The sequence below is a fragment of the Bordetella sp. 02P26C-1 genome, assembly GCF_009763255.1.
Lineage (GTDB): Bacteria > Pseudomonadota > Gammaproteobacteria > Burkholderiales > Burkholderiaceae_B > Bordetella_A.
Genome location: NZ_WSJB01000015.1, coordinates 1 through 23,990, shown reverse-complemented (window position 1 = coordinate 23,990; position 23,990 = coordinate 1). Strand labels below are relative to the sequence as shown.

The window sequence follows — 23,990 nt, the reverse complement described above, 5'->3', positions numbered from 1 at the left end:
TAGAATCGATTGGGGACATCAGCATTGTTTCCTTTAGACAGGTTCTTCGCAAAAACAAGTCTAATGAATGCTGGTCGTCCCCCGTTTATGATGTAGAGCCAGGCAATCTGCCCGGGCTCGCCTGATCAATGACCGCATCCTGACAGCAAAACCCTGCTGCATTGCTACGAATATGCAGGGTCTCGTCCGTACAGGGGTGTCGGAAGCGCAGTTCAGCAGCGTGTAGATGGAGTCGCTTGTCCAACGCTAGGACATGTGCGGGGGCATACAAGGGATCACCCACGAGAGGCAGCCCGACATGGGCCATGTGTACACGCAATTGATGCGAACGTCCGGTGATGGGCTCAAGCCATATCTTGGTACAGCCCGGTAGCGTACCGGCCTGGTCGGGATGGCGTTGGAAGCGCGTTTGACTCGGCTTGCCTACGGTGTAATCCACTTTTTGTAGAGGGCGACGCTCCCAATCGCAGATTAACGGTGCATCAATAAGGTGCCATGCGCCATCCGGTGCTTGCTCGACTTCGCCATAGACAGTAGCTATGTAGCGTTTAAAGATTTCACGCGCGGCAAAGGCATCGCCAAGACGGCGCTGCACTTCTTTCGAGCGTGCAAATATCAAGAGACCGGAGGTGGCCATGTCCAAACGGTGCACTACCAGCGCATCCGGCCAATACAGCAGTGCTCGATGCGTCAGGCAGTCTTGTTTGTCAGGCCCTTTGCCGGGTACGGAGAGAAGTCCTTCGGGCTTGTCGAGCACCAGCAAATGTTCGTCTTCGTAAAGACACGTGGGGCGAGGAAATGCCAGCAAAATGAGTTAGAAACTAGAGTGAACAGGCAGCCTCGATCATATCCACTAATCAAGAAGACCGCTGCCGTGTCAGCCATCAATCCGCGCAGACTCACGGTGGCGGAGGCCGCCTTGCCTTCGGCCTTCCGGTTGGCGAGAATAAATCCCGCGAATATGAAACAATAGGCCGCTTTATTCAAACTGGAGAAATTTCCATGGGCAACAAAATCGTTACTGAAGCCGACCGCAAGCGTACCCCCGCTCCCGTCGCTCCGAAGGGAGTGACCTTTACGACGCAAGGCCGCGGCCAGCGCGTGAGCCGCGAGCGTGGTTCGCACACCCACCACAAGAAAAACCCGGGCAAGCGCGCTCACTCGGGTTAATGTTGCGGTGGCCAGCCACCGGCATTCTTCCGCCCGACCGGCAGGGCCGCTGACCCTGCCCTTGGGTCTTACCCGCGAGTAGGACCGGGAGGGCTCCCCTACTTTATTCCTTCATGCCAAGAGTCCACCCGTGACGTCCGTTCCGGAATCTTGGGAATCTCGACATCTGAGTTGGACAATCGCCCTCTCGGCGATTAAATGGCCTGCGTGACGATGGCCTGAGCCGCTTGCCGCAAACTATGGCGGCGGACCATGTAAAGACCTGCAAGACCTCACTAGCTGACAGTCCTGAACGGACTGTACAGCGGGTTTTTATGCACTGCAAAATTTTGTGCATAATAGCGCCCCCTTATCGGATATAAACAAAGTGGTTCTCAAGCCACCTCCGGATCAACTCAAGAGGAACCTATGCGGTCAGCACCTTCCACCATCATCAAGAAACATTGCAATGCGCTCATCGCCGCCGGACTGGTCATGATCTCGTCCGTGCTCGCGCCAGCCGCTCAAGCCGCGGATTGGCCGGAGAAGACCGTGAGTATCGTTGTACCGTTCCCGGCCGGCGGCTCCACTGACGTGATCGGCCGTATGCTCGCCGAAGGCCTCGGCCGCCTGCATCCCGACACCAACGTGATAGTGGAAAACGTCCCCGGCGGCGCGACTCTGCCCTCGGTGTTCGCCACGATCAAGGGGGGTGAAAACGGCAACAAGATTCTGATGTCCGCCGAGACCAGCCTCTTTATCAACAAATACTCCTTCAAAAAGCCGCCCTACGACGCGGATGCCGATCTGGCCAGTGTGTCGTATCTGTATCGCACGCCGCATTCCCTCTCGGTTAACCCTAACTCCGAGTACAAGACCTTTGCCGACTTTGTCGAAGCCATCAAGAAGAACCCCGGCAAGATTTCCATTGCGGTCAACGTGATCGGTGGTTCGGCCCATTTGTCGTTGGAGCGTTGGAAGCAGGCGAACAATCTCGACTTCGAGATCGTGCCTTATAAAGGTGGCGTTCAAGCAGCCAGTGACTTGATGGGCGGCCATATTGATGCTCACGTCGATGTGCTGGGCAACACCTATCCGTTCGCCGTGGGCGGAAAAGTGAAACCTCTCGCCATTCTGCAAGACCTGAAAGTCAGCGAGTTTCCCGACGCCGTACCCCAACGTGAGGACAACCCGACCGATCTGACGGTGCCCTCTGTCCTGATCTTGACCGTCAACGGCAAGACCCCGAAAGCGACCATCGACAAGATTTACGAATCGATCAACAAGGTCGCGCAAGAAGAGGCGTTCGTGGAGAAGATGAAGACGCTTCAGTTTGAACTCATTGCCGCGACCCCTGAAGAAAGCGACAAGTTCCGAGACACCGCTTCGGGCGAGTTCAAGAAGATGTTCGAAATGTCCGGTTTGCCCCAGAACTAACGAAGCCAATGAAAACAGCAGAATTCAAAAAGCTTGACGGGCTGGACCTGTCGAATTTATTGGCGCAACGGCAAACCACGCCTTACGAGCTGATGCAGACCTCCATCGAGCTCGCCACGAAGCTCGATCAGGAATTCGATTTTCTGTGTCATGAGCAGTTCGACGAAAGCCTTGCACTGGCGCAGAACTGGGAAGAGCGCGGCGCATTTCGGGGCATCCCGTTCCTATTGAAGGACTCGGGCCTCGCATCACGGCGTTTTCCGTCGCATGTGGGCTCTGCCCTGTTCAAAGACAGCAAGTACGCGGTGGACTCGTTCCTGGCAGAGCGCTTCGAAAAGGCGGGCTTTATCGCCTACGCGCGCACCACGGTGCCCGAGTTGTGCATGGCGCCGACCACCGAAGCCACGGTGTATGGGAAAGTCACCAAGAATCCCTGGGATGTGACACGTTCGCCCGGGGGTTCCAGCGGTGGTGCCGCAGTCGCCGTCGCGACTGGCGTCGTGCCAGTGGCCCATGGCAGTGACGGCGGTGGTTCTATCCGTATTCCCGCTGCATGCTGCGGCATCTATGGATTCAAGGCGTCGCGGGGTGTGGTGCCCATGGGCCCACTGCGCGGCGAAGGATGGGGCGGCCTGGCGGTCGACGGCGTCCTGAGCCGCACGGTCAGAGACACGGCTGCTGCGATGGACGCCATTGGTGGCTATGCGCCGGGATCGCCCTATGCCGCGCCGGTATTCGAGCGGTCGTTCATGGACGCTGTGCAGCCCAAAGCGTTTCGCAAGCTACGCATCGGTGTGTGGCGCGAGACATTCGGCGGCGTCACGACCGATCCAGAGGTGTCCGCAGCCCTCGAAAAGACGGTGCAAATCTGCAAGGACCTGGGCCATGAAATCGTCGATCTGAATATTCCAGAATTCGACTATCAGAGCTACATCAAGGCACATACCAACGTTCTGGCGGGCAATATCGTAAATAGCGTCGAGGCAAAACTGCAGGCTAGCGGCCAGACCTTATCGACGTCGGATCTGGAACGTGCGATCTACACTGGCTACGAATATGGAAAAACCCTGTCTGCCCGCGACTATATCGAGGCGGTCAACACTTTCCATGCGGTCGGTCGCCTGATGTCTGGTTGGATGCAGTCCATCGATATCCTGATGACTCCGGCGCTGTGCAAGCTGCCGGCCAAACTGGGTGAACTATCCATGGACCGGGACTTCTGGGATCTCAGGAAGCGGGTGGGGAATTACTCTTGCTTCATGGCGATCATCAACGCCTCCGGACAGCCTGCGGCTGCCCTGCCTACCTATTGGACGGGCGAAGGGCTTCCCGTGGCAACGCAGATCATTGGTCACTTTGGCCAGGACGATGTGGTGCTACAGCTCTCCGCGGAAATCGAGTCGACCAAACATTGGCGTCCTTTCCACTATGAATACCAAGTCTGAGTGATCAGGCGAGGTTTCAGTGGCCGCCCTATTCCCAGACGGGCGCGAACACGTTCTTAGTACTCACGTACGTCACACCAAGTGAGTTAGTTGGCAATATCGGTCCGCAGGGACCGGTATTGCCGCTGCCACTGTGGTAAATCACCATATAAGCACTTGATCGGGATGCTCGACCATAAAGCAACCACGTGCGTCGTTTTTCGGCTATAAACTAGCCGAAATCCATTTATTGTGACGATATGAAAGTATTCAAGGTATTCCTGATTTGGCTTTTTGGCCTGTCCTGTGGCCTGTCGATCGCGAGCTGGTTGATCGCCAACGAACGGATCGGCGATGCCATTGTTTTTGTGTATTTTTCCAATGGCTTCGCTTTATTGGCGCTGGTCGCCTTGATGTATGTGCTGCTGAACAAAGCGTGGAAGCATACAAAGTTGTAGACCCGACGTAGCGTTTTCGTGCCTGGGATGGCTCATTAGTCTGGAATCAAACGCTTTCCCATGCTGATGACAGCATCTTGACCAAAGCCCAGGCTTTCGTAAAAGCTTTGCACGGCCAGGTTGTCTGAGCGGACTAACAGGTTGATTTTAGGGCAGCCCATTGCCAACAGCCTGGACTCTATTTCCCGCATCATTGCCGTGGCATAGCCGCGCCGCTGAAACGCGGGGGCCACGGCCAAATAGTTGACCCACCCGCGATGGCCGTCGTAGCCGCCCATGAGCGTTGCGACAATCGCGCCTTCTGCTTCGCCGACCAAGAACAGGTCCGGCTGTACGGTCAGTTTGCGCGCGACGTCCTTGGCGGGATCGTTCCAAGGCCGTGTCAGGCCGCAAGCACGCCACAGACCGACGACATCGGCTTCGTCCGAAGGCCGAAACGACTGGATGGTCAATGAAAAATCAGTCATGGTCATTCCTTGAACAAGAAATGAAGACCTTGCGATACACGGCGGCATGGGGAATCTGGCAAACAAAAGGCCACGTGTGTATCGTGGCCTTCCGGGAAGAGGCACCGACTCGGGGCGCCTGAATGTGACTAGCCACTCAACTTAGATGTCGAGGGCCTCGTCGGTGGGCTGCCAAGCAGGCGGTAGCGATTTTCGCGTGGGTCATATGGGAAGAATACCCCATACAACCCGCGCATGTCTGCTTGCATCTGCCTAACAATCAGGCAACCTGCACCAGTTCGCGTTCGTCAGCGTACTCGTCAAGCGCCTCGGAACCGAGCTCGACCGCCTGATTCCACGGCCGGTCGCCTTGTTCGTCTTTCACCCTGGTTGGCAAGCCCATTTTATCCAGCAAGTTCAACAACGGACGGGGCGGCAGTTCCTCCACATTCATCATGCGACGCGTGTCCCAGATACCCTGAGCGATAAGCATGGCCGCTGCGGCCGCGGGTACGCCAGCAGTGTAAGAAATGGCCTGGCTGCCGACTTCGCGGTAGCAGGCTGCGTGATCGCAGACGTTGTAGATCAACAGGTCTTTCTGGCGACCGTCCTTGAAGCCGTGCACTTTGTTGCCGATGCACGTATAGCCCTGGTAGGTGGGTGCGAGCGATGCGGGATCCGGCAGCACGGCCTTGACGACTTGCAGCGGCACCACGGATTGACCATTAGGCAATTGAACGGGGTCGACGGACAGCAGGCCCAGCTGCTTGAGCACCGTGAAGACGTTGATGTAGTGATCGGAGAATCCCATCCAGAAACGGATATCGGGTACATCGAGCACGCTTGATAGCGAGTGCAGCTCGTCGTGGCCGGTCAGGTAGGTGGTCTGCTGGCCCACGACGGGCAGGTTCCACTCTTGGCGCACCTCGAACATCGAATTGGCTTTCCACTGACGATTTTGCCAAGACCAGACCGTGGCGATGAACTCACGGAAATTGATCTCGGGATCGAAGTTGGTGGCAAAGTAGCGGCCGTGCGAGCCGGCGTTGGTATCGATGATATCGATGGACGAAATCTTGTCGAAATAGTCATCGGCTGCCAGGCGCGCGTACGCGTTGACGACGCCGGGATCAAACCCGATGCCCAAGACCGCGGTGACGCCGGCGTCGGCGCATTCCTGACGGCGTTTCCATTCATAGTTGGCGTACCAGGGCGGCTGCTCGCATACCTTGGCGGGGTCTTCATGAATGGCAGTGTCGATGTAAGCCGCGCCCGTGTCGATGCAGGCGGAAAGCACCGACATATTCAGAAATGCCGACCCGACGTTGACCACGATCTGAGCGCCAGTGTCACGGATCAACTGCGAGGTGGCCCGGATGTCCAGCGCATCCAGGGCGTGGGCATTCAGTATCCCGGGCTGCTGCATGCTGCCTTTTTCATGCACGGACTGGATGATAGCGCGACATTTTTCCACGGTGCGCGAAGCGATATGGATATCGCCCAGCAAAACATTGTTCTGCGCGCATTTGTGGGCCACGACATTGGCGACGCCGCCGGCTCCGATGATGAGGACATTTCTTTTCATCTTTCGCACTCCCTTTGCAACCAGTTAATGAGTCAGGCCGGCCTAGCCGCCTAAGCTGTCGACGTAATCCTGATAGGTAAATGAACGCGCGAGGCGCACGGTTCCATCCAGTTCCTTGACGGCGATGGATGGCATGGAAAGGCCGTTGAACCAGTTCTTTTTAACCATCGTGTAGCCCGCCGCGTCGCGGATGGACACGCGCGAGCCGGGTTCGAGCGGCTCCGGGAAGTCAAACTCGCCAAAGACATCGCCCGCGAGGCAGGTCTTGCCACAGATCATGTAGCGATGCGGACCGGCATTGGGTTCAACGCGTGCGTTGAGGCGATAGATCAGCAGGTCCAGCATATGCGGCTCGGTGCCGCTATCGACGACGGCGATGTTCTTGCCGTTGTGCAGAGTGTCCAGCACGGTGACTTCGAGCGATGCGCTGTTTTGAACGACGGCCTCGCCGGGTTCGAGATAGACCTGTACATCGTAGCGTTCAGCGAAGGCACGCAGGCGCTGAGCCAAGGCGTCCAGCGGGTAGCCAGGGGCGGTGAAGTGTATGCCACCGCCCAGGCTGACCCATTTAACACGCTGCAAAAAGCGTCCGAAGCGCTCTTCGGCCTGCGTGAGCAGCTCGTCAAAACGCTCGAAGCTGGCGTTCTCGCAGTTGTTATGGATCATGAATCCGTCGAGCTGATCCACGACGGACGCGATTCGCTTGACGTCCCACTCGCCCAGACGGCTGAATGGCCGGGCGGGATCCGCGAGGTCGTAGGTGGACGAGCTGACTTGCGGATTCAGACGCAGGCCGCGCGGGATGCCGGCTGCCTGCGAGGCGTAGCGCCCGAACTGCGAGATGGAGTTGAAGATGATCTTGTCGGCACTGGACACTGCCTCGGCAATCTCGTGATCGGCCCAGGCGACGCTATAGGCGTGGGTTTCGCCACCGAACTTCTCGCGTCCAAGCTTGAGCTCAAAGAGCGACGAAGACGTGGTGCCATCGAGATATTCGCGCATCAAGTCAAATACCGGCCAAGTGGCAAAGCACTTTAACGCCAGCAAGATCTTGGCGCCGGATAACTCGCGTAGTCGGGCTGCCTTGCGCAGATTTTCCTGCAAAGCAGTCTTATCGATAAGGTAGTACGGGGTCTGGATCATGACGTAAGCAATTCGATGCGAAAGCAACCTCCGCTCGCGCGCAAAGCCCGCGATGGGCGTCGATTGTCGTGGTGATCAGAAAATGGCCGCGCACGCCGGAAACACGCAGCAAATCGCATTGCTGCGTCGTGACCGCATGCTCGAAGCCTCGAGCGCTGGACTTAGCTCGGCATTCGGCCGCTATACATCTGTATCTGCACAGCGTGCGGCAGAACGAATTTTTGCTGTCGTGCGTTGGATAAGGTCGCAAGCAAACCCACTATGCGGCGGGCGATAGTGTGGATGGCGCGAACAATATGGTGTCGCTCTGAGCGACAAATGCGATCTTCCGTTTGGGAGGTGTTCAGAGCAACTGAGACGATCCCCAATTGGAAGAGGGCGTCGATCGACATGGCGTCCTCTCCAACCAGCAGACTAAAAACAATAACATCGTGTATCGCGATGCGAAGGGTAGTGTATCTTAGCAAACAGGTCGCTGCAACGGCGCCGCCCTCCCCGCCACCCGTCCACACCGAGCATACGTTCATTCTCCAAGCTCGCGCGTGATTTTTTCGGCCTCGCGTTTGAGCTCGGCATAGATGAATTTTCGACGTTCGGGGTCCATGCGCCCGTAGTGCGCGGCGATGCTCAGCGCGGGCATTGACCCGAGCCTGGATAGCACTGCGCGACTATAACCATCAGGACACGCTCGGGAGAGCCGGGCTGATCAGCCGACCGTCGCGAGCCGCTGTCGGGGCTATACAGAGAGATCCGGTGGGGTGCCCTCGTAGGCGGCTTGCAGCAAGGCAGACAAAGCATCACGTTGCATCGGCCGCGGATTCCAGTAGGGCTGTGCCATCACCAGATCCACTGCTTGATCTACCTGGTGGGATTGCAGGCCAATATCACGCAAAGCGCACGGTACGCCCAAATCGCCTACCAGTTTGTACAGGCTCGTCGCGGCAGGAGTCTGCGAATCTCCAAGGGCGCGCGCGATGCGGTCCATGGCCTGAGGTGCCGCTGCACTGTTGTATGCCATGGCATAGGGCAGGATGATCGCATGCGTTTGCGCGTGCGGCAGATTAAAAGTCCCGCCCAGGGTATGGCAGAGTTTGTGGTGCAGCGCCATGCCGACATTCCCCAAAACCGTCCCCGCGAGCCACGCACCATATAAACAGTCACTGCGTGCCAGACTGTCTAACGGTTGAGCCACAACGCGACGCAGACCTCGGGCCAGCGCACGAATCGACTCTTCTGCGAGAAGGCCCATGATCGGGTTACCGTCGCGCGCATACAGCCCCTCAGCGGCGTGCGCCATGGCATTGAGCCCACTGGCCGCAGCCAGCGCCGTGGGCAGACCCGCGCTCAAATCGGGGTCGTAGATGACCGAACGCGGCAGGACGCGGACATCTTTGCCCGTGGTTTTAATGCCGCCCTCCGTCATTCCGTAGATGGGTGTCATCTCTGAGCCAGCGTAGGTCGTCGGCACGGCGACGATAGGCAGACCACACTCCAGTGCTAAGCCCTTTGCCAAGCCCGTGGTCGAACCGCCGCCGATCGCAACCGTACAGTCGGCCGAGAGTCGCCGCGCGACCTCGGCTGCGTCACGCACGGTCGCGACGGGCACATGCATTTTGGCCTGGTCATACACCCCCACGCCACGGGCACCCAATAGCTGCAAAGCCAACTCCGCTATTGGGCGCTGATTCGGCGTGGACAACACCAACACACGGCTCCCGCTCAGTTGCTCGACTTCCGCCTCCAAGTGGCGCAGCGCGCCGGTGCCAAACACCACCCGGGCGGACTGTGCGGTATAGACAAATTCATGCATAGATACTGTCCTGTGCTAACGCCCGCCCCTCGCGGATACCGGGTTAGTTCACCTGAGCGCCGGATTTCTTCACCAAATCCGACCATTTAGCGATCTCGCTCTGCTCGAACGCCGTCAGGTCGCGCGTCGACTCGCCGCCTTGCTCAACACCTTGTCCACTCAAGCGTTTGAGCACTTGCGGATCGGACAGTGCCTCGCTTGCTGCTTTACGCAATGTCGCCATCACCGGCTCCGGCGTTGCCTGCGGCGCATACAACATAAACCACGCTACCAGATCGAAATCACTGCCAGTCTGCTCAGCGATGCTGGGCACATCGGGCGCGGCGCTGCTACGGTTGGCGCTGGACACCCCGAGTGCGCGGAGCTTTCCGGATTGAATATGCGGGAGTACCGCAGCGGGATGATAGAACATGAACTGCACCTGGCCCGACATTACATCCGAGACCGCCAAGCCGCCTTCCTTGTAGGGCACATGAACCATTTCGCCCCCCAATCGCGACTTGAGCAACTCCCCGGCCAAGTGGCCCGAGGTGCCACTGCCAGCCGATGCGAATGCGACACCCTCACCTTTGCTCGCGGCAGCACCGAGATCCTTCAGTGTTTGAATGCCTGACCCGCTACCCGTGACCAGAAACGTCGGCGTCTGTCCGACGAATGCCACCGGTTCAAAATCCTTCACAGGATCGTAACCGGGGTTTTTGTACAAAGCCTGGTTAATCGCATGCGTGCCCACCGTACCCATGACCAATGTGTAGCCATCGGCCGGCGCGCGGGCTACCTGAGTAGTCCCGATCGTACCCCCACCACCGGCTCGGTTTTCGACGACGATTTGTTGGCCCAAAGGTTTGGACATGGCCTCAGCGACGATGCGGGCGATGGTGTCGGTGGTCGTTCCGGGACCGAACGGCACGACGATGCGAACGGCACGATCGGGAAATGTCGCGGCTTGAGCAGACATGCCGACCAGGCCGAGCGTAGCCAACGCCGCGCCGATCAGAGTACGGCGCAGTTTTCCCTGACGAGATAGCGGATTAAATTTGTGCATGGTTGTCTCTCCTGATTGTTGTGATTGCGACGCGCAGCGAGGGCGCATCGCCCGTGTTGGCGCTATGACTGCGCCTTCCCGAATCCCGGGGGAACTTCACCGTGGTACTGCAATTCGCGCGTAGCTTGATACGACAGCGCAAAGCCGATGGGAGCCTCCTGCTCCTCGGTCAAATGCGCAATGAGACCAGCCGCCCGAGCCAAGATTGGCACTCCCTTTAGTGCCGATAGCGGAAACCCAATACCCAGCAGTACGGCTGGAATTGCGGCCGACACATTCAGGCGCAAATCCTTGCCCACCACTTCGGGAATAACTTTTTCAACCGCTTCGGCAATAGCGATGTACTGCAAACCCGCTGCGCTGTCACGCGCAACCTCAAACAATCGGGCCACGCGGGGGTCCCGCTCTTTGTGCAGAGGATGCCCATAGCCTGGAATTGCTCGCCGCGCCGCGCGATACTCTTGGACGACCACACGTGCTGCCTCCAGCAGATCTCCGTCGCGACCGGCGCGAGATTCGATCTCATGAAACAGTCGGCCCGCCGTTTCTGACGCGCCCAAGATCACTGAGCCGCAACCCAGAATCCCTGCCGCGACAGCTCCCTGAAGCGCGTCCGGTGCGGCTGCCAAGGTCATACGGCTCGCTTGCACACTCGGCACCAGTCCGTGCTCGGCGATGGCCACCAACGTGGCATTCAACACCGCGCTGGCGGCCGAGTCGGGACGACGCCCCGTGACCAGCAGATAGAAATAATCTCCAAAATCCATCTTGCCAATCAGGTCCTGACACAGGTCAGCACCGCGCACGACAATGGTGTGTTCGTCGGACGTGCAGATCGCAGTGCGTGGTACGGTTTCCTTGCCGATTTTCATGACATCTCCTTGTTTTTGTAATGTGACCGAGCGCGTTCAGGCCAGGCGTGCACGCAATGCCGCACGGATCTCGTCGTTATGCTCGCCCAGTGTGGGTGGCGGGCGCACCTCAGTAGGCCGCTGCCCGTCGAACGAGACCGGAGAACGCACCGTTTTCCAAGGGCCACGTTGGGGATGAACCCCTTCGATCTCGAGTTCCAGATGGCGCGCTTGCGGATCTTGCAGCGCTTCACGTGTGTCATACATGGGTGCATGCGGCACGTCGAGCGCTTGCAGACGCTCGCACCACACAGCCCGTGGTTGCGCGGCGAAGCGCTGGCCGAGCAAATCAATCAGGTCTTCCTGATGGGTGATTCGGCCCTCGCGCGTCGCGAAGCGCGGATCATCAAATAGACCCGGCCACTCAATTGCCTGCGCCAGGCCACGCCAGAATTTTTCGGGCGATGACATGTGCAGCGCGATCCATTTATCGTCGGCACACCGCAGCGTGTACGACTGTGACACGCTGGGGCGGCTATAGGGCCCCATGATTTCGCCTTCGGACAGGAAATGCGTGAACGCGTCCAGATTGAAATGGCACATGGCCTCAAGCATGGACACGTCCACTCGTCTGCCCTGCCCGGTTCTCGCACGCTCGACCAAGGCGCCCAGAATTCCATAGGCCGCATAAAATCCCGTCAACGAGTCGGCAATGGCCGGGCCCACCACACGAGGGTTTGCCGGATTGACCAACAGATTCAGAAAACCGCTGGCAGCCTGAGCCACCGTGTCATACGCTGGCCGGCCTGCCGCTGGCCCGGTCTGTCCAAAGCCACTGATCGCGCAATAAATCAGTCGAGGATTCATCTCTCTGAGCCGATCCTCCCCCGCACCCAGACGCTCGGCAGTTCCGGGGCGGAAATTCTGAATGTACACATCAGCGTCTTGGATCAATGCATCGAAGACTTGGGCGTCCTCAGGGTCCTTGGTATCGAGTTCGATGCTGCGCTTATTGCGGTTATAGGTCTGGTAATGCGGGCTATACAGTCCGCCCTTGAATGCGCGAAACGGATCGCCAGTCTTCGGCTGCTCGACTTTGATCACATCTGCACCCAGATCAGCCAGCAACATCGCTGCCGCCGGCCCCGTGATAAACGTGCCTTGCTCAATGACCTTGATGCCCTCTAACACTTTCCCCATGGGAGCTCCTGACTGCATGTCTTAACGTGCCGTAAGACTATCCAGCCTCACCTAAAGATGGAAATGATTAATTTCGACGATTATCATTGACCGCATCGATCATTGGCGCACCACACCATGGAACTCAGGCACCTTCGTTATTTCATTGCCCTGGCGGGCTCACTGAATTTCACCCGTGCAGCAGAACGCGTGCACGTCACTCAGTCGACGCTCTCTCATCAAATCCGCCAACTCGAAGAAGAAATCGGCCAACGACTCTTTGACCGAGTAGGCAAACGCGTCGTCATTACCACAGCCGGAGATACCTTCCTAGCCTACGCCACGCGCGCCCTGCGCGAGATCGACCAGGGGCTCAGCGAACTCAAACATAGCGCGGCGTCAATGACCGGCGAGCTCCGACTAGGCACCACGCACACCTTTAACCAGAGCTTCATCCCGGATTGCGTCGCCCAATTCCTGCTCCACAATCCCACCATGAAGGTCATCATCGAAGAGCTCACCGCCGACATCATCGTCAGCCAACTCGAGCAGGGCCAACTGGATCTCGGCGTCGCCTACCGGCCCGAATCCACCAGTGGCCTGACATTCGAGCCGCTCTTTAACGAAGAACTGAGCCTCATCGTCTCCCAGACCCATCCCTTGGCCCGACGCAAGCGCATACGCCTGATTGAACTCCATCGAGAATCGCTGGTCCTGTTGCCGGCCAGTTTCTCTACCCGGCGACTCCTGGATGAGTGTTTCGCCGCGGCCGGCGCAGAGCCCAACATCGTCGCCGAGATCAATACCGTCGCAGGCATGCTCGGCATGGTCATGCGCCTGCCCGTCGGCTGCATTGCCGCCGCCAGCGCCATCCCGCCCAACCCTTCATTGCGCCTCATCCCGCTAGAGGGCCCCACGCCCATGCGCACACCAGGTCTGCTGTTTAACCCACGGCTACCCCAGACTCGCCCCGGCTTGGCCTTTGCAGGGCTCCTGCGCAAACACGCCGCCAAAGCCGGCGCGCGGGTGGAGTAAAGGCGATAAGGGTAATAAGGTCGTGGCAGCATGGGTGGATCATTCCAACTGCCTCGATATATGCCCGGCCAGATCCATCAGCCGAGGAATCAGCCTGTCGCGCAGCAGTTCCTCTGTGATCAAAAATGATGGACCGCTAATCGACGCCACGACCACGTCCGAGCCGCCTTGCCAGGAAATCGGCGTAGCGGCGGCATTGACGTCGGCATTCCACTCGCCCAGCGACACACAATAGCCATCCCGCTGGTAGCGGTTGAGTTCCCTGTTCAAGGCCTGGAGGTCGGCAGGCTCGACCGCAGGCTCGCCCTTTTGCTTTAGCGCGGCCACGAGATATTCACGTTCGTTGACGGGCAGCGCAGCCAGGAAGGCTCGCCCGATAGAGGTGCTCAGGATCGGCATGCGAACGCCGCGCCCCATCCTGAGTGTCATGGTCGTGTCGCTGCAGCAAGCCTCCAGGTACAACATCGACAAACGATCTCGCGTGGCTAGCGAAATCAATGCGCCTGTGGCGTCCGCGAGCGCCTGCATATGCGGACGCGCGATTTCCGCCACGCGCAAGTTAGCCAACGCCGAGTACCCCAGCGCCAGCACGGACGGCCCGACTGAATATTCCCGATTCTTGGCATCGTGCCTGAGATAGCCAAGCTCGACCAAGGTTTTTGTCAGCCGCGAGATGGTGGACTTGGGTAGTCCGGTATAGGCCGCCAACTCGCCGTTGGACAGGCTGGGCTCGCGCGCAGAAAAGCATCGCAGTATCTCCAGCCCTCGTGCCAGCGCCGCCACGCCAGAGACCGCTATGGGTGCATCTTGTTCCGCCATACGGAATTAATAATGGTTTTAGTTCGATAAGTGGAATAAATCTGTCGATATACTACACGGCCCGGGACCACATATATCAAAACAATCAGGCCCAGGCTTTTTGGCATAGCGACCAGGAAGTAAAGAAAAACGAAAGCGATATTGCACGGCAATTGGTCTGTTCATTTAATCTTTAAAGAGAGACACCTGTGAAATCTCACGGCAAATTTTTGAAAACCGGTCTGTTGACTGTTTTATGTGCATCGGCTTTTTCGCTTCCCGCAGTGGCGCAAGTGAAAATCGGTGTGGTGAATAGCCTGAGCGGTAACTTCGCCGCCTTTGGCCAGCGCTACAACACTGGCATGCAGGTCGCGTTGGAGGAGATCAACGCGAATGGCGGTATCAATGGCGAGAAGCTCGAGCTGATCACGCAAGATGACCGCTCGGACGCGCAAAGCGCGTTGGCGGCGTTGGAATCGCTAAATAAGCAGGGCGTGCCGCTGATCATCGGTTCGTATGCCTCGGGCATCACGGGCCCGATGTCGAAGGTCGCCACGCGTCAGAAGCTGCCGCTGATCGTGCTGGGCAGCGCCGATGACTCGATCACCAAGCCGGGTTCGAAGTGGGTGTTCCGTGCCAAGCACAACTCCACGATCGTGGCGAATGTGTATTTCGACTATTTCGACTTTCTGCGCAAAAGCAATCCGGACATGAAGAAGGTCGCGGTGATGCATGGCAATGGCGCGTGGCCCACCTCGGTGAGCGAGGAAGGCGTGCGCCAAGCGGAAAAACGCGGCTATGAAGTCGTGGGCAAGCAAGCCTATGACCAGGGCACGACGGACTTCCGTCCGATCCTGAACAAGTTCCGCTCGGCGAATCCGGATATTCTGTTGACCAGCTCGTACGCCGATGACGGTATCGCGATTGCGCGTCAAATCAAGGAAGTGGGCCTGAACACCAAGGTCGTGGCCATTGATACGGCGTCGTCGATGATGAGTTTTATCGACCAAGTCGGCGATAAATCCGAGAACATTGTGTCGGCCGTGAGCTGGAGCCCGGACGTCAAGTACGAAGGTACCCCCGAACTGGCGAAGCGTCTGAAGGAAGCTGCCAAGGAAGACCCGTCTTTCTACGAGGCCGAAGGCTATCTGGCATTGACCGTGGCCGCGGATGCGCTGCGCCGTGCCAAGTCGACCGACCGCGAGAAAGTGCGCGAAGCCCTGGCCGCGACGAACCTGAAGACGCCGGTCACCGACGTGACGTTTGAAGAGTTCGATGGTTTCACGGGCCAAAACCCGATCAAGAGCGTGATCATCCAAATTCAGGATGGCAAGCACGTCACGGTCTTCCCCGAGAATCTGGCCTCGCAAAAAGCCAAGCTGTCGAACTAAGTCTGCCTCACGACAAGAAAGCGTCACAAGCGGCAAAAAAACGTGCTGCATGTGGCGCTTTCGGCACGCGTTCGACCACGTACCAAATATAGCCGGTGCAGCTAGCCGGCCAAAGGTTTCACAATGGATTACGTTTCCTTATTTCAGAACCTCTCTAACGGGGTTCTGATTGGGGCTGTTTACGCCTTGATTGGCGTGGGCCTCACGCTGGTGTTCGGCGTCATGCGCACGATCAACTTCGCTCATGGCGATTTTGTGGTGTTGGGCATGTATTTCGCCGTGGTGATGAATTCGCTTTTCGGGTGGGATCCTTATCTCACGCTCGTCTTCGCGATTCCGCTTGGCTTTATTGTGGGCGCGTTGATTCAGAAGCTGATTCTGACGCGCGTGATCGATGCCAAGCCAGAAACGATGATGCTGGCGACGCTGGGAATCTCGCTGGTGATCGGCAACCTTCTGCTGCTGACGTTTGGCGGTGAGCCGAAGTCGGTGCATGTGTCTTATGCAGCTAGCACGGTGTCGATGGGCGAGATCCGCGTGTCGGTCGTGCTGCTGCTGGCGGGCCTGGCGACAGTGGCCGTGATCGGTGCGCTGTACCTGCTGTTGAACAAGACGGAAGTCGGCCGCGCGATCAAGGCGACGGCAGAGAACCGCTTGGGCGCGGAGCTCGTGGGCATCAACACCAAGCGCATCCAGGCCATCGTTTTCGGCTTGGGGATTGCCTTGGCCGTGACCGCGGGCGTGGCGCTCATTCCCCTGTTGTTTGCTTCGCCCGTGACCACGGGTGCAATGTTTACGCTTAAAGCGTTCGTCGTCACCGTGTTGGGTGGCCTGGGCAATATCGGCGCCGCGATCATTGGCGGACTGTTGCTGGGCGTAGTGGAAGTGATGGGTGCATCCTATCTGGATTCCGCGTACCGCGATGCCTATGGTCTATTGGTCTTCCTGGTGGTGTTGTTGGTCAAGCCCGAAGGTCTCTTTGGTAAAACGGTGAAGCGCGTATGAACAAGCAAAGTCTTATTCTGGCGGCGCTGGTCGTCGCGGCGGCCTGCTATCCCCTGACGGGCGACGCCTTTATTACGGTCGGCATTTCCGTGCTGTTGTTCACGGGGTGGGCGACGTCGTGGAATATCCTCGGTGGCTGGGCCGGACAGTTGAGTCTGGGTCACGCCAGCTTTGTTGGTCTAGGCGCGTATTTCGTCGCTATCGGCGCATCGGAGTTCGGTTGGGCGCCCTGGTGGTCGATGCTGATGGCGATGGCTGTGGCAGCGGTCATGGCGCTGGCCTGGGGCAAGCTGACGTTCGGTCTGCGTGGCCCTTACTTCACGCTCTCGACGATTGCGATCGCGGAGATTCTGCGATTGGTGGCGATTAACGAAGGTTGGCTCACTGGCGGCGCGTCCGGGGTGTTCATCGATGAATTGCCCGAGCCGTTTGGCGTGGACCTGTTCGACAAGACGACGCAATACTATCTGGCGCTCGTCTACGCTGCGCTGACGATCGCGATCACGATTTATATCTCGCGTCGCAAGTTCGGTTACCAGCTCAAGGCCGTACGCGATAACGAAGAAGCCGCGATGGCGGCGGGGATCAATCCCACGGTGATCAAGCTGAAAGCCTTTGTCGTCTCGGGCGTTTTGACCGCGCTCGGTGGCGGCATCTACGGGATTTTCCTTTCGTTCATCGAGCCGCACATCATTTTCAACTTGCTGTTCTCGGTACAGATCGCATTGACCGTCATTATTGGGGGTCGTGGCACGATCTGGGGCCCGGCGGTGGGTGCCGCACTGTTGGTGATTTCGGGAGAAGTCTTTAGAACGACGTTTGCACAAGCCAATATGCTGCTCTATGGCGTGCTGATATTGGTGGTCATCCTCATGTTGCCGCGCGGCATCGTTGGCGAGTATGCGCACAAACTGATCAGGAAGAAATATGCAAACCGTGCTTAAGGCTGACAATATCAAGGTGCAATTCGGCGGCCTGATCGCCGTGAACAACGTGTCGCTGAGTCTGGAGCGCGGCCAGGTGCTGGGCCTGATCGGGCCCAATGGCGCGGGTAAATCGACACTGTTCAACGCTGTCACGGGCTTTGCGCCGGTGAGTTCTGGCACCGTCACGTTCCTAGGTCAGGATGTCACGAAGCTGCCTCCGTATGTGCGCACGCGGCTCGGCATGGGCCGCACGTTCCAGACGGAACGCCCTTATGAGGAAATGACGGTTCTGGAAAACGTGCTGGTGGCGGCGTTCTTGAAGCACCCGCAGCGCAAGGAAGCCGAACGCGCCGCGCTGGACGCGCTGACAAAGGTCGGCCTGTCCGACCGCGCGAATCAACTGTCATCGGATCTGAACCTCGCCCGCCTGCGCCGCCTGGAGCTGGCGAAGGCCTTGGCGTTGCAGCCAGAGGTGCTGTTTCTGGACGAGATCATGGCGGGCTTGAACCCCCCTGCCCTGAAGGAAATGATCGAGCTGCTGCGTACCTTGACCGCGACGGGTGTTTCCATCGTGATGGTCGAGCACATCATGGAGGCGATCATTCAGCTCGCCGACCATGTGATCGTGCTGGCAAGCGGGAACAAGATCGCGGAAGGCGCGGCCACAGCGGTCATCAGTGATGAGAAGGTCATCGAGGCCTATCTGGGCACGGATTGATGGAAATGAACCAAAACGATGAAGTCATACTGAAGGTCGAGAGTGTCGACCTGGGCTATAGCGCACTGCAGGTTGTGTTCGGCGTTTCGCTGGAGATCAAAAAGAACGAGCTGGTTGGCCTGGTAGGCGGCAACGGTAGCGGCAAATCGACGATCTTGCGCGCGGTATCGGGAATGATTAAACCGTGGCAAGGCCGTATCCTGTTCAAGGGCGAGGAAATCCCCGGACTGGCCCCGCACGAGATGGCCGAGCGCGGCTTGGCCCACGTACCGATGGGCCGACAGCTATTTCCTAACTTGACGGTCAAGGACAATATCCTGCTGGGGGCTTATCTGCCGCGCCTGCGCGCCAAGCGCAAGGCGAATCTGGATAAAGTGTTCTCGCTGTTTCCCGATGTGGAGAAGTTCGCGAATGTCGAGGCCGGATCGCTGTCGGGTGGTCAGCAGCAGATGGTGGCCATTGGCCGCGCGCTGATGTTGGAGCCGGATCTGCTGTTGATGGACGAGCCTAGCCTGGGGCTGTCACCGTTGTACGTCAAGCAAGTGATGCAGACGATCCGGCGCGTGGCAGACCTGGGGTTCCCTGTGCTCCTGGTGGAGCAAAATATCAAACAGGTGCTGCAGTTCAGTGATCGCACCTACGTGCTGGAAAACGGCAAGCTGGTTCTGGAGGGTCCTTCATCGACGCTGGAAGGCCACCCCATGATCAGAAAAGCTTACCTCGGGCTGTAATCGCGAGGCATCACGCAAGTGGATGATTCTTTTTCGGAGAATGCAGTAATGAGTGATTTACCGGTAGATCCGTTCGCGGAACGCGGCCTGGAAGGCTTCGCACAGGACTTCCGCGCGGGCAAGGTCACGTCCGAAGCGGTGACGCGGCAGTATCTGGAACGTATTAAGCAACTCGATCCGAAGCTGGGCGCGTTCGAGACCGTAGCCGGGGAAAGCGCGATTGCCACGGCGCGCGCCATGGATTTGCTGATGCAGTCCGGTACGGATCTGGGACCTTTGATGGGCGTGCCCGTTGCGATCAAGGATGTGTTCGTGATCGCCAACATGCCGGGCCCCAAGGTGGGCTCGAACATCACCTTGCCGGATGTCCTGGGCACGGAGGAAGCGACGTTTATCAAAGCACTGCGTCGCGCAGGCTGCGTGTTTCTGGGCCAGACCAAGGCGGTGGAATTGTGCTTGGGTATCACGGGCCATTCCGCCCCGCGCGGCACCCCGTGGAATGCGTCCGATCTCGAGAACCATCGCGCACCGGGTGGATCGAGCTCCGGATCGGGCGTGGCGATGGCCGCGGGGCTATGCGCGTTTGCCATCGGGTCAGACTCTGGTGGCTCGGTTCGGGTACCAGCGGCATTCAATGGCGTGTTTGGGATCAAGACGACGGCGGGACTTTGGCCAACGGATGGTGCATTCCCGCTCGATCCGCGTGTCGATTCAATCGGGCTGCTGACACGTTCGGCCAAGGACGCGCTGCTGGCGTTCAACACGATTTCCGCCGTGCTGTTCGGTTGCGAATACGATGCACGCCCCACGGGCGTACGGTTGAATCGTATGTGCTTTGGCGTGCCGCAGAATCATTTCAACGAGAACGTCAACGCGCAGATCAGTGCCGCGTTTAAGCAGGCCAATGAAAAACTCGCCGGGCAAGGTTGTTTGCTGGAAGACATCGTCGTGCCGGAGGCGCCGGAGCGAGCTGGCTATTTCCCCGTGTCCATGCCGGCCGCGCTGCTCTCGATTTTGGGAAAGGACAACTTTCTCGCGCAGAAACATTTGATGGATCCCGTGATTGCCAAGCGCATCGAATCGGGTTTGGAATCCAAAGCCTACGAGTTTCTGGCGTTGGAAGACAAGCGCACTGCCAGCCGCAAGAAGGTCGAGGAACGATTTACCGGTTTTGACGCGTGGGTGAGCCCGACGACAGCCGATTTCCCGCCTTTGCTGTCCGAGCTCGAAGACCCCGCCAAGGGGCTGAGCCTGGCCTTGGGCATGACGCAGAACACCCAACCCGCCAACTATCTGGGACTCTGCGCGGTGTCGCTGCCGTTGCCGGTCGAGGGTCTGCCGATCGGCTATCAGCTCATGGGCGCACCCAACACCGACCAGCGGCTGTTGGAAATCGCCGTAGCGGTCGAGGAAGCGTTCAAGGCTGGTTGATGGCAGGATTCGCGCATCCCGAGGGCGTCTGATCACCGGACGCCATGACGAAAAAAAGCTGACCCTCGGGTCAGCTTTTTTCTGCGCGTCTACCGCCACACGCCATACGGCGCGGCCCGCTAGGACTCCCGCATTCACCCACGCACGCCGGAGGTCACGAGAGGCGGGCTGACTTTTGAGCTACTAACCTTGGGCGTCGCCCCTTGCGCTAAAGCATCACGGGTGGAAGAGTCTGGCAGGAACTCAGCGATTCCTACGTACATACGCAATACGGTAAAGACTATGGCAAGACTGAGCCCGGCGACAGGCATGGCATTCTCTATATGGTGCGAGGCGAGTTTGAACGTCAATCCTCCAGATCATCGTGGGATGCGCCCCATGCGAGCAAACGTTCCGGCACCTCTTTATACGACTCCACAGACCTGACCGCGTCGAAGTGGCCACAACATCTACTCTGGCTGCTTGAAGTATAAAGAATAAAAATGTGCGGCTAGAACGATGAGAGTGGTAAGGCGCGTTTGTGAGCCAAGTTGTCGCCAAAAGACGACGTGGCGCCTGTCTGAACGCCACGTCTGACCGCCATCAAGACTTAGAACGGGACCGCCAACTTCAACGATCCCGCATGGCTTTTCGCGGACGAGGAGAATTCGCCGTCGTATTGCACGCGCATACTTGCGCCCTTGCCGCTTAGCATCTGCAAGCCCAGACCGACACGCCGTACGACGCTGTCCATCGGCATGGTCGTCTGGAACGTGCCACTGCCATTTGGTGCCCCGTCCAGACTTGCCTGGGTGGTCCAGCCGTCCACGGACGACAGCAGCAGACCCGCGTAGGCAAACGGCCGCAAGACGATGCCTTTGGGCAGTTCCATGCGCGCGCCGACTTCGAACGCGGGCTCCAGGCCCAAGACGAACTGTTCGCTGCTCTGGACGTCCAAGCTGAGTGCGTCGCCAGATTCCTGATAACCCGGGACCCGGGCATACTGGCCGGTTAAATCGACGAACGGTTTGACGTAGAGCTTGCCATTGGTGAACGTGCGGGCCGCACGCAGCCGCGTTCCCACCGTCACCACATCGGGATGCGATCTGGCGCGCTCTTCATAGTTGGGGATGCTGAGGGAGCGATCCATGTCGAAAGACCCGTATCCCGCGCTCAAGGCTGCCGAGTAGGTCCTCGGGCCGTCTTCGCGTTTGAGCACGAGACCGGCATACCCCGCATCGCCGTCGCCCTTGACACGGCTGTCGTCGCCTCGCACTTGCGCCGTCTGGTATGCCACCGAGCCTCCCAGAAACCAGTGCGGCGCAATCTCGCGTTGACCGCCGAACTGGTACGTCACGGTGTCGTACGAATACCCCGATACCGTGCTGTAGCCGTCCTGGTTGGTACTACGGCGGCTGACATCACCCCAGACGCAGGATTGTTCCTTATAGGGCGCGTTTGTGTCTGTCCACGTCGGGCAGGACATCATCGCGCGTGTAAAGCGCCCCATGGCCAACTGAGATTGCGCGCCCGGCACAAGTGTGACACCAGGAGATAGATCGGACATGCGCTGTTGGTATGTGGCCGCCCCCGCACGCGCGATTGTGTCTAGCGTCGCGTAGAACGTGGCTAGCGCGGGCGAGCCGCCCGCGTCCCACCCCTCTTGAAGATGTCCGGCGACGCGTTTCTGATTCCCGCGCAACTGCATGTCTTCGGCATTGAAGTTGGCGCGGGCGACAAAGAGTCGAGTCGCGTTACCGGCATTGCGAGTGGCATAGTCAAAAAGGAGGGTATCCAACGGCGTTAACGTGCCCGTCGGGGTGCCACTATCCGACGTCACGATAGCGAGCTCACGCCGCGAGAGCAATGCACGCGATAGCACCGTCAGTTCACCATCGAGGTGAACATCGCCGCTGGCATGAATCGCGTCAAACTGCTGAGTATTGAAGTCAGCGCCGAGCTGCAGCATGCCGTCGGATGTCTGCGTCAACGAACCCGTGTGTGTCGTCGCCGTGTATTGGCTGCGCGCCACTCCTGGCACATCAGCCTCAACACCGCCTAACAGAACGCGGCCGCGATTGAGCAACTGCCCGTTAAAGGTCGCGCCCGGCACGTACAGGCCGTCGTTGATCATTGTGCCGCCGTTCAAGCCGACAGATCCGAACACGCGTCCCTGATTGGACACATCGAGTGTGCCGCTGGTCGTGCGAAGCGCCGCTAAGCTGGACCGTGGCACCCGTAACCGCCAGTTGGTGCTGAGGGTTCACGATCATTCCCCCGCCTCCACCGACACTTTGCGCGACGATGCCAAAGGCGTTGTTGCCAGCAGTGGCGATGTTCATTCCGGCGTTATCGGAGAGAGTGACGGCGCCTCCTTGAGATCCGCTTTGTCCTCTCGCGCTCGAGACCGAGAACTCCACCGGGGGCAAGTTAAAACCGCTGGCGTCAGCAACGACGTGCGAACCAGCACCTGCAAAGCCGCCTCCGCCCCCCACCGACTGCAGCGCAATACCAAACGCGGCTTCACCGTGCGTAGTGATGGTAGAAGGACTCGAGTTGGCGACGACATTGACGATGCCGCCGTGGCCGCCTGCGTCTGCACGGCCGTCCGCACGCATGCCCAGGGTAATCGACCCTAGGAAAGCATCCGAACCGTCAACAGCGTGTCCACCGCCCCCGCCCACGCTCTGAGCCATGATGCCGGAAGCGCCGAATCCCGAGGTTGTGATGGACGCACCGCTCAACGACGTCGTCACATCACCGGCATGCGCGCCCCCGCTGTCCTGAGCGCCCAATGTCATGCGTGTACTCACCGAGTATTTCGCCGGATCGATCCAGCCGGTCCCGGTGGCGAGCGCGCTACCGGCCTTGCCGCCGCCTCCGCCGACACTTTGGGCCATGATGCCGTTAGACCAGTCGCCTTCGGTGAAGATCGTGGCGCCAGCATTCAGCTTGATATCGACTGCGCCGCCCCGGTTATTGCTGCCTCCCGTCTCGCCTAGCGTCAATGTATTTTGGAATGATCTTGCGGATGATTCCTCCGGCAGATCGCGCAGCATGTCCGCGACCTGTTGAGCGACATTGCTTGTATGTGCGCGCGCGAGATCGGCAACGATGATGGGATTATCAAAAGACGCATCGGAGCCGGCCGAGCCGCCTTGTCCGCCCCCGCCGCCGATGGATTGAGCTTGCAGCGCGGCCGCATCGCCGCCATGGGTGGCGATCACACCGCTGATGACGGCTTCGACGGCCGCGCCGCTGGCGTTTGCTCCTGCCTCTCTGCCGAGAGTGAGCGTCATGCCACCGGGTCGGGAAGTCCGCGCGCCCAACAAGGTGAGCGAACCCCCTTGAGCCGAGCCGCCCCCGCCGCCAATACTCTGCGCCAGTACACCGATCGCGCCGGACCCCCAGGTCTGCACGATCCCGGTTGGCAGTACGCCGACAGTGAC

At 58.9% G+C, this 23,990-nt stretch carries 21 protein-coding genes and 1 pseudogene; 11 read left to right on the top strand and 11 right to left on the bottom strand.

Annotated features, from left to right (window positions below; genetic code table 11):
- Positions 1-85 precede the first annotated feature (85 nt).
- On the bottom strand, positions 86-763 hold the full coding sequence (locus GOQ28_RS08955) for an RluA family pseudouridine synthase (RefSeq protein ID WP_236844288.1): 678 nt from the start codon (positions 761-763) through the stop codon (positions 86-88).
- A gap of 239 nt (positions 764-1,002) precedes the next feature.
- Here GOQ28_RS08955 and GOQ28_RS18515 point away from each other — a divergent pair, with 239 nt between their 5' ends.
- The 4 genes from GOQ28_RS18515 (at position 1,003) to GOQ28_RS08940 (ending at position 4,468) form a co-directional block, all read left to right on the top strand.
- Positions 1,003-1,170: a hypothetical protein gene (locus GOQ28_RS18515; protein WP_202109502.1), complete on the top strand. Its 168-nt coding sequence runs from the start codon at positions 1,003-1,005 to the stop codon at positions 1,168-1,170.
- A 408-nt stretch (positions 1,171-1,578) separates the two neighbouring features.
- Positions 1,579-2,586 (top strand): Bug family tripartite tricarboxylate transporter substrate binding protein, encoded by a 1,008-nt coding sequence (locus tag GOQ28_RS08950; protein ID WP_160351410.1) that lies wholly within the window; start codon positions 1,579-1,581, stop codon positions 2,584-2,586.
- Positions 2,587-2,594: 8 nt separating this feature from the next.
- Entirely contained in the window at positions 2,595-4,031 is a 1,437-nt protein-coding gene (locus GOQ28_RS08945; RefSeq protein ID WP_160351411.1) for an amidase, read from the top strand.
- A gap of 239 nt (positions 4,032-4,270) precedes the next feature.
- Entirely contained in the window at positions 4,271-4,468 is a 198-nt protein-coding gene (locus tag GOQ28_RS08940; RefSeq protein ID WP_160351412.1) for a hypothetical protein, read from the top strand.
- Between the two features lie 35 nt (positions 4,469-4,503).
- Here the strand turns inward: GOQ28_RS08940 and GOQ28_RS08935 are convergent, their stop codons facing one another.
- The 7 genes from GOQ28_RS08935 to GOQ28_RS08900 all read right to left on the bottom strand — a co-directional run bounded on the left by GOQ28_RS08935 (position 4,504) and on the right by GOQ28_RS08900 (position 12,548).
- Positions 4,504-4,935: a GNAT family acetyltransferase gene (locus GOQ28_RS08935; RefSeq protein ID WP_160351413.1), complete on the bottom strand. Its 432-nt coding sequence runs from the start codon at positions 4,933-4,935 to the stop codon at positions 4,504-4,506.
- Between the two features lie 259 nt (positions 4,936-5,194).
- A complete protein-coding gene (locus tag GOQ28_RS08930) occupies positions 5,195-6,499 on the bottom strand; it encodes a saccharopine dehydrogenase family protein (RefSeq protein WP_160356212.1) in 1,305 nt (434 codons plus the stop codon).
- A 42-nt stretch (positions 6,500-6,541) separates the two neighbouring features.
- Positions 6,542-7,642 carry a carboxynorspermidine decarboxylase gene (locus GOQ28_RS08925; RefSeq protein WP_160356211.1) on the bottom strand — a complete coding sequence of 367 codons (1,101 nt, stop codon included), beginning with the start codon at positions 7,640-7,642 and terminating at the stop codon, positions 6,542-6,544.
- A gap of 736 nt (positions 7,643-8,378) precedes the next feature.
- On the bottom strand, positions 8,379-9,452 hold the full coding sequence (locus tag GOQ28_RS08915; RefSeq protein WP_160356210.1) for a maleylacetate reductase: 1,074 nt from the start codon (positions 9,450-9,452) through the stop codon (positions 8,379-8,381).
- A gap of 43 nt (positions 9,453-9,495) precedes the next feature.
- A complete protein-coding gene (locus GOQ28_RS08910; RefSeq protein WP_160356209.1) occupies positions 9,496-10,497 on the bottom strand; it encodes a Bug family tripartite tricarboxylate transporter substrate binding protein in 1,002 nt (333 codons plus the stop codon).
- Positions 10,498-10,559: 62 nt separating this feature from the next.
- A complete protein-coding gene (locus GOQ28_RS08905) occupies positions 10,560-11,369 on the bottom strand; it encodes a citryl-CoA lyase (protein ID WP_160356208.1) in 810 nt (269 codons plus the stop codon).
- 36 nt (positions 11,370-11,405) lie between these two features.
- Positions 11,406-12,548, bottom strand: coding sequence for a CaiB/BaiF CoA transferase family protein (locus GOQ28_RS08900; RefSeq protein WP_160356207.1), 1,143 nt, complete (start codon positions 12,546-12,548; stop codon positions 11,406-11,408).
- Positions 12,549-12,665: 117 nt separating this feature from the next.
- On the opposite strand from GOQ28_RS08900, the gene GOQ28_RS08895 reads away from it, so the two are divergent.
- Positions 12,666-13,562, top strand: coding sequence for a LysR substrate-binding domain-containing protein (locus GOQ28_RS08895; RefSeq protein ID WP_160356206.1), 897 nt, complete (start codon positions 12,666-12,668; stop codon positions 13,560-13,562).
- Between the two features lie 39 nt (positions 13,563-13,601).
- On the opposite strand, the gene GOQ28_RS08890 is transcribed toward GOQ28_RS08895, so the two are convergent.
- Entirely contained in the window at positions 13,602-14,381 is a 780-nt protein-coding gene (locus GOQ28_RS08890) for an IclR family transcriptional regulator (RefSeq protein WP_160351421.1), read from the bottom strand.
- Between the two features lie 263 nt (positions 14,382-14,644).
- Here GOQ28_RS08890 and GOQ28_RS08885 point away from each other — a divergent pair, with 263 nt between their 5' ends.
- The 6 genes from GOQ28_RS08885 (at position 14,645) to GOQ28_RS08860 (ending at position 20,562) form a co-directional block, all read left to right on the top strand.
- Positions 14,645-15,751: an ABC transporter substrate-binding protein gene (locus GOQ28_RS08885; protein ID WP_202109503.1), complete on the top strand. Its 1,107-nt coding sequence runs from the start codon at positions 14,645-14,647 to the stop codon at positions 15,749-15,751.
- Between the two features lie 123 nt (positions 15,752-15,874).
- A complete protein-coding gene (locus GOQ28_RS08880) occupies positions 15,875-16,756 on the top strand; it encodes a branched-chain amino acid ABC transporter permease (RefSeq protein WP_160356205.1) in 882 nt (293 codons plus the stop codon).
- A complete protein-coding gene (locus GOQ28_RS08875) occupies positions 16,753-17,700 on the top strand; it encodes a branched-chain amino acid ABC transporter permease (RefSeq protein ID WP_160351423.1) in 948 nt (315 codons plus the stop codon). The genes GOQ28_RS08880 and GOQ28_RS08875 overlap by 4 nt, the downstream gene beginning before the upstream one ends.
- Positions 17,684-18,400, top strand: a complete 717-nt coding sequence (locus tag GOQ28_RS08870; RefSeq protein WP_160356204.1) for an ABC transporter ATP-binding protein — start codon at positions 17,684-17,686, stop codon at positions 18,398-18,400. Before GOQ28_RS08875 ends, GOQ28_RS08870 begins: the two co-directional genes overlap by 17 nt.
- Positions 18,401-18,405: 5 nt before the next feature.
- Complete coding sequence (locus GOQ28_RS08865; RefSeq protein ID WP_160356203.1) at positions 18,406-19,131, top strand: ABC transporter ATP-binding protein; 726 nt, start codon at positions 18,406-18,408, stop codon at positions 19,129-19,131.
- A 48-nt stretch (positions 19,132-19,179) separates the two neighbouring features.
- Positions 19,180-20,562, top strand: a complete 1,383-nt coding sequence (locus GOQ28_RS08860) for an amidase (protein WP_160356202.1) — start codon at positions 19,180-19,182, stop codon at positions 20,560-20,562.
- A gap of 589 nt (positions 20,563-21,151) precedes the next feature.
- On the opposite strand, the gene GOQ28_RS18760 is transcribed toward GOQ28_RS08860, so the two are convergent.
- Complete coding sequence (locus tag GOQ28_RS18760; RefSeq protein WP_160356201.1) at positions 21,152-22,708, bottom strand: autotransporter domain-containing protein; 1,557 nt, start codon at positions 22,706-22,708, stop codon at positions 21,152-21,154.
- Positions 22,635-23,990, bottom strand: a pseudogene (locus GOQ28_RS08850) (hypothetical protein); the annotation flags it as partial. The pseudogene GOQ28_RS08850 and the gene GOQ28_RS18760, both read right to left, overlap by 74 nt.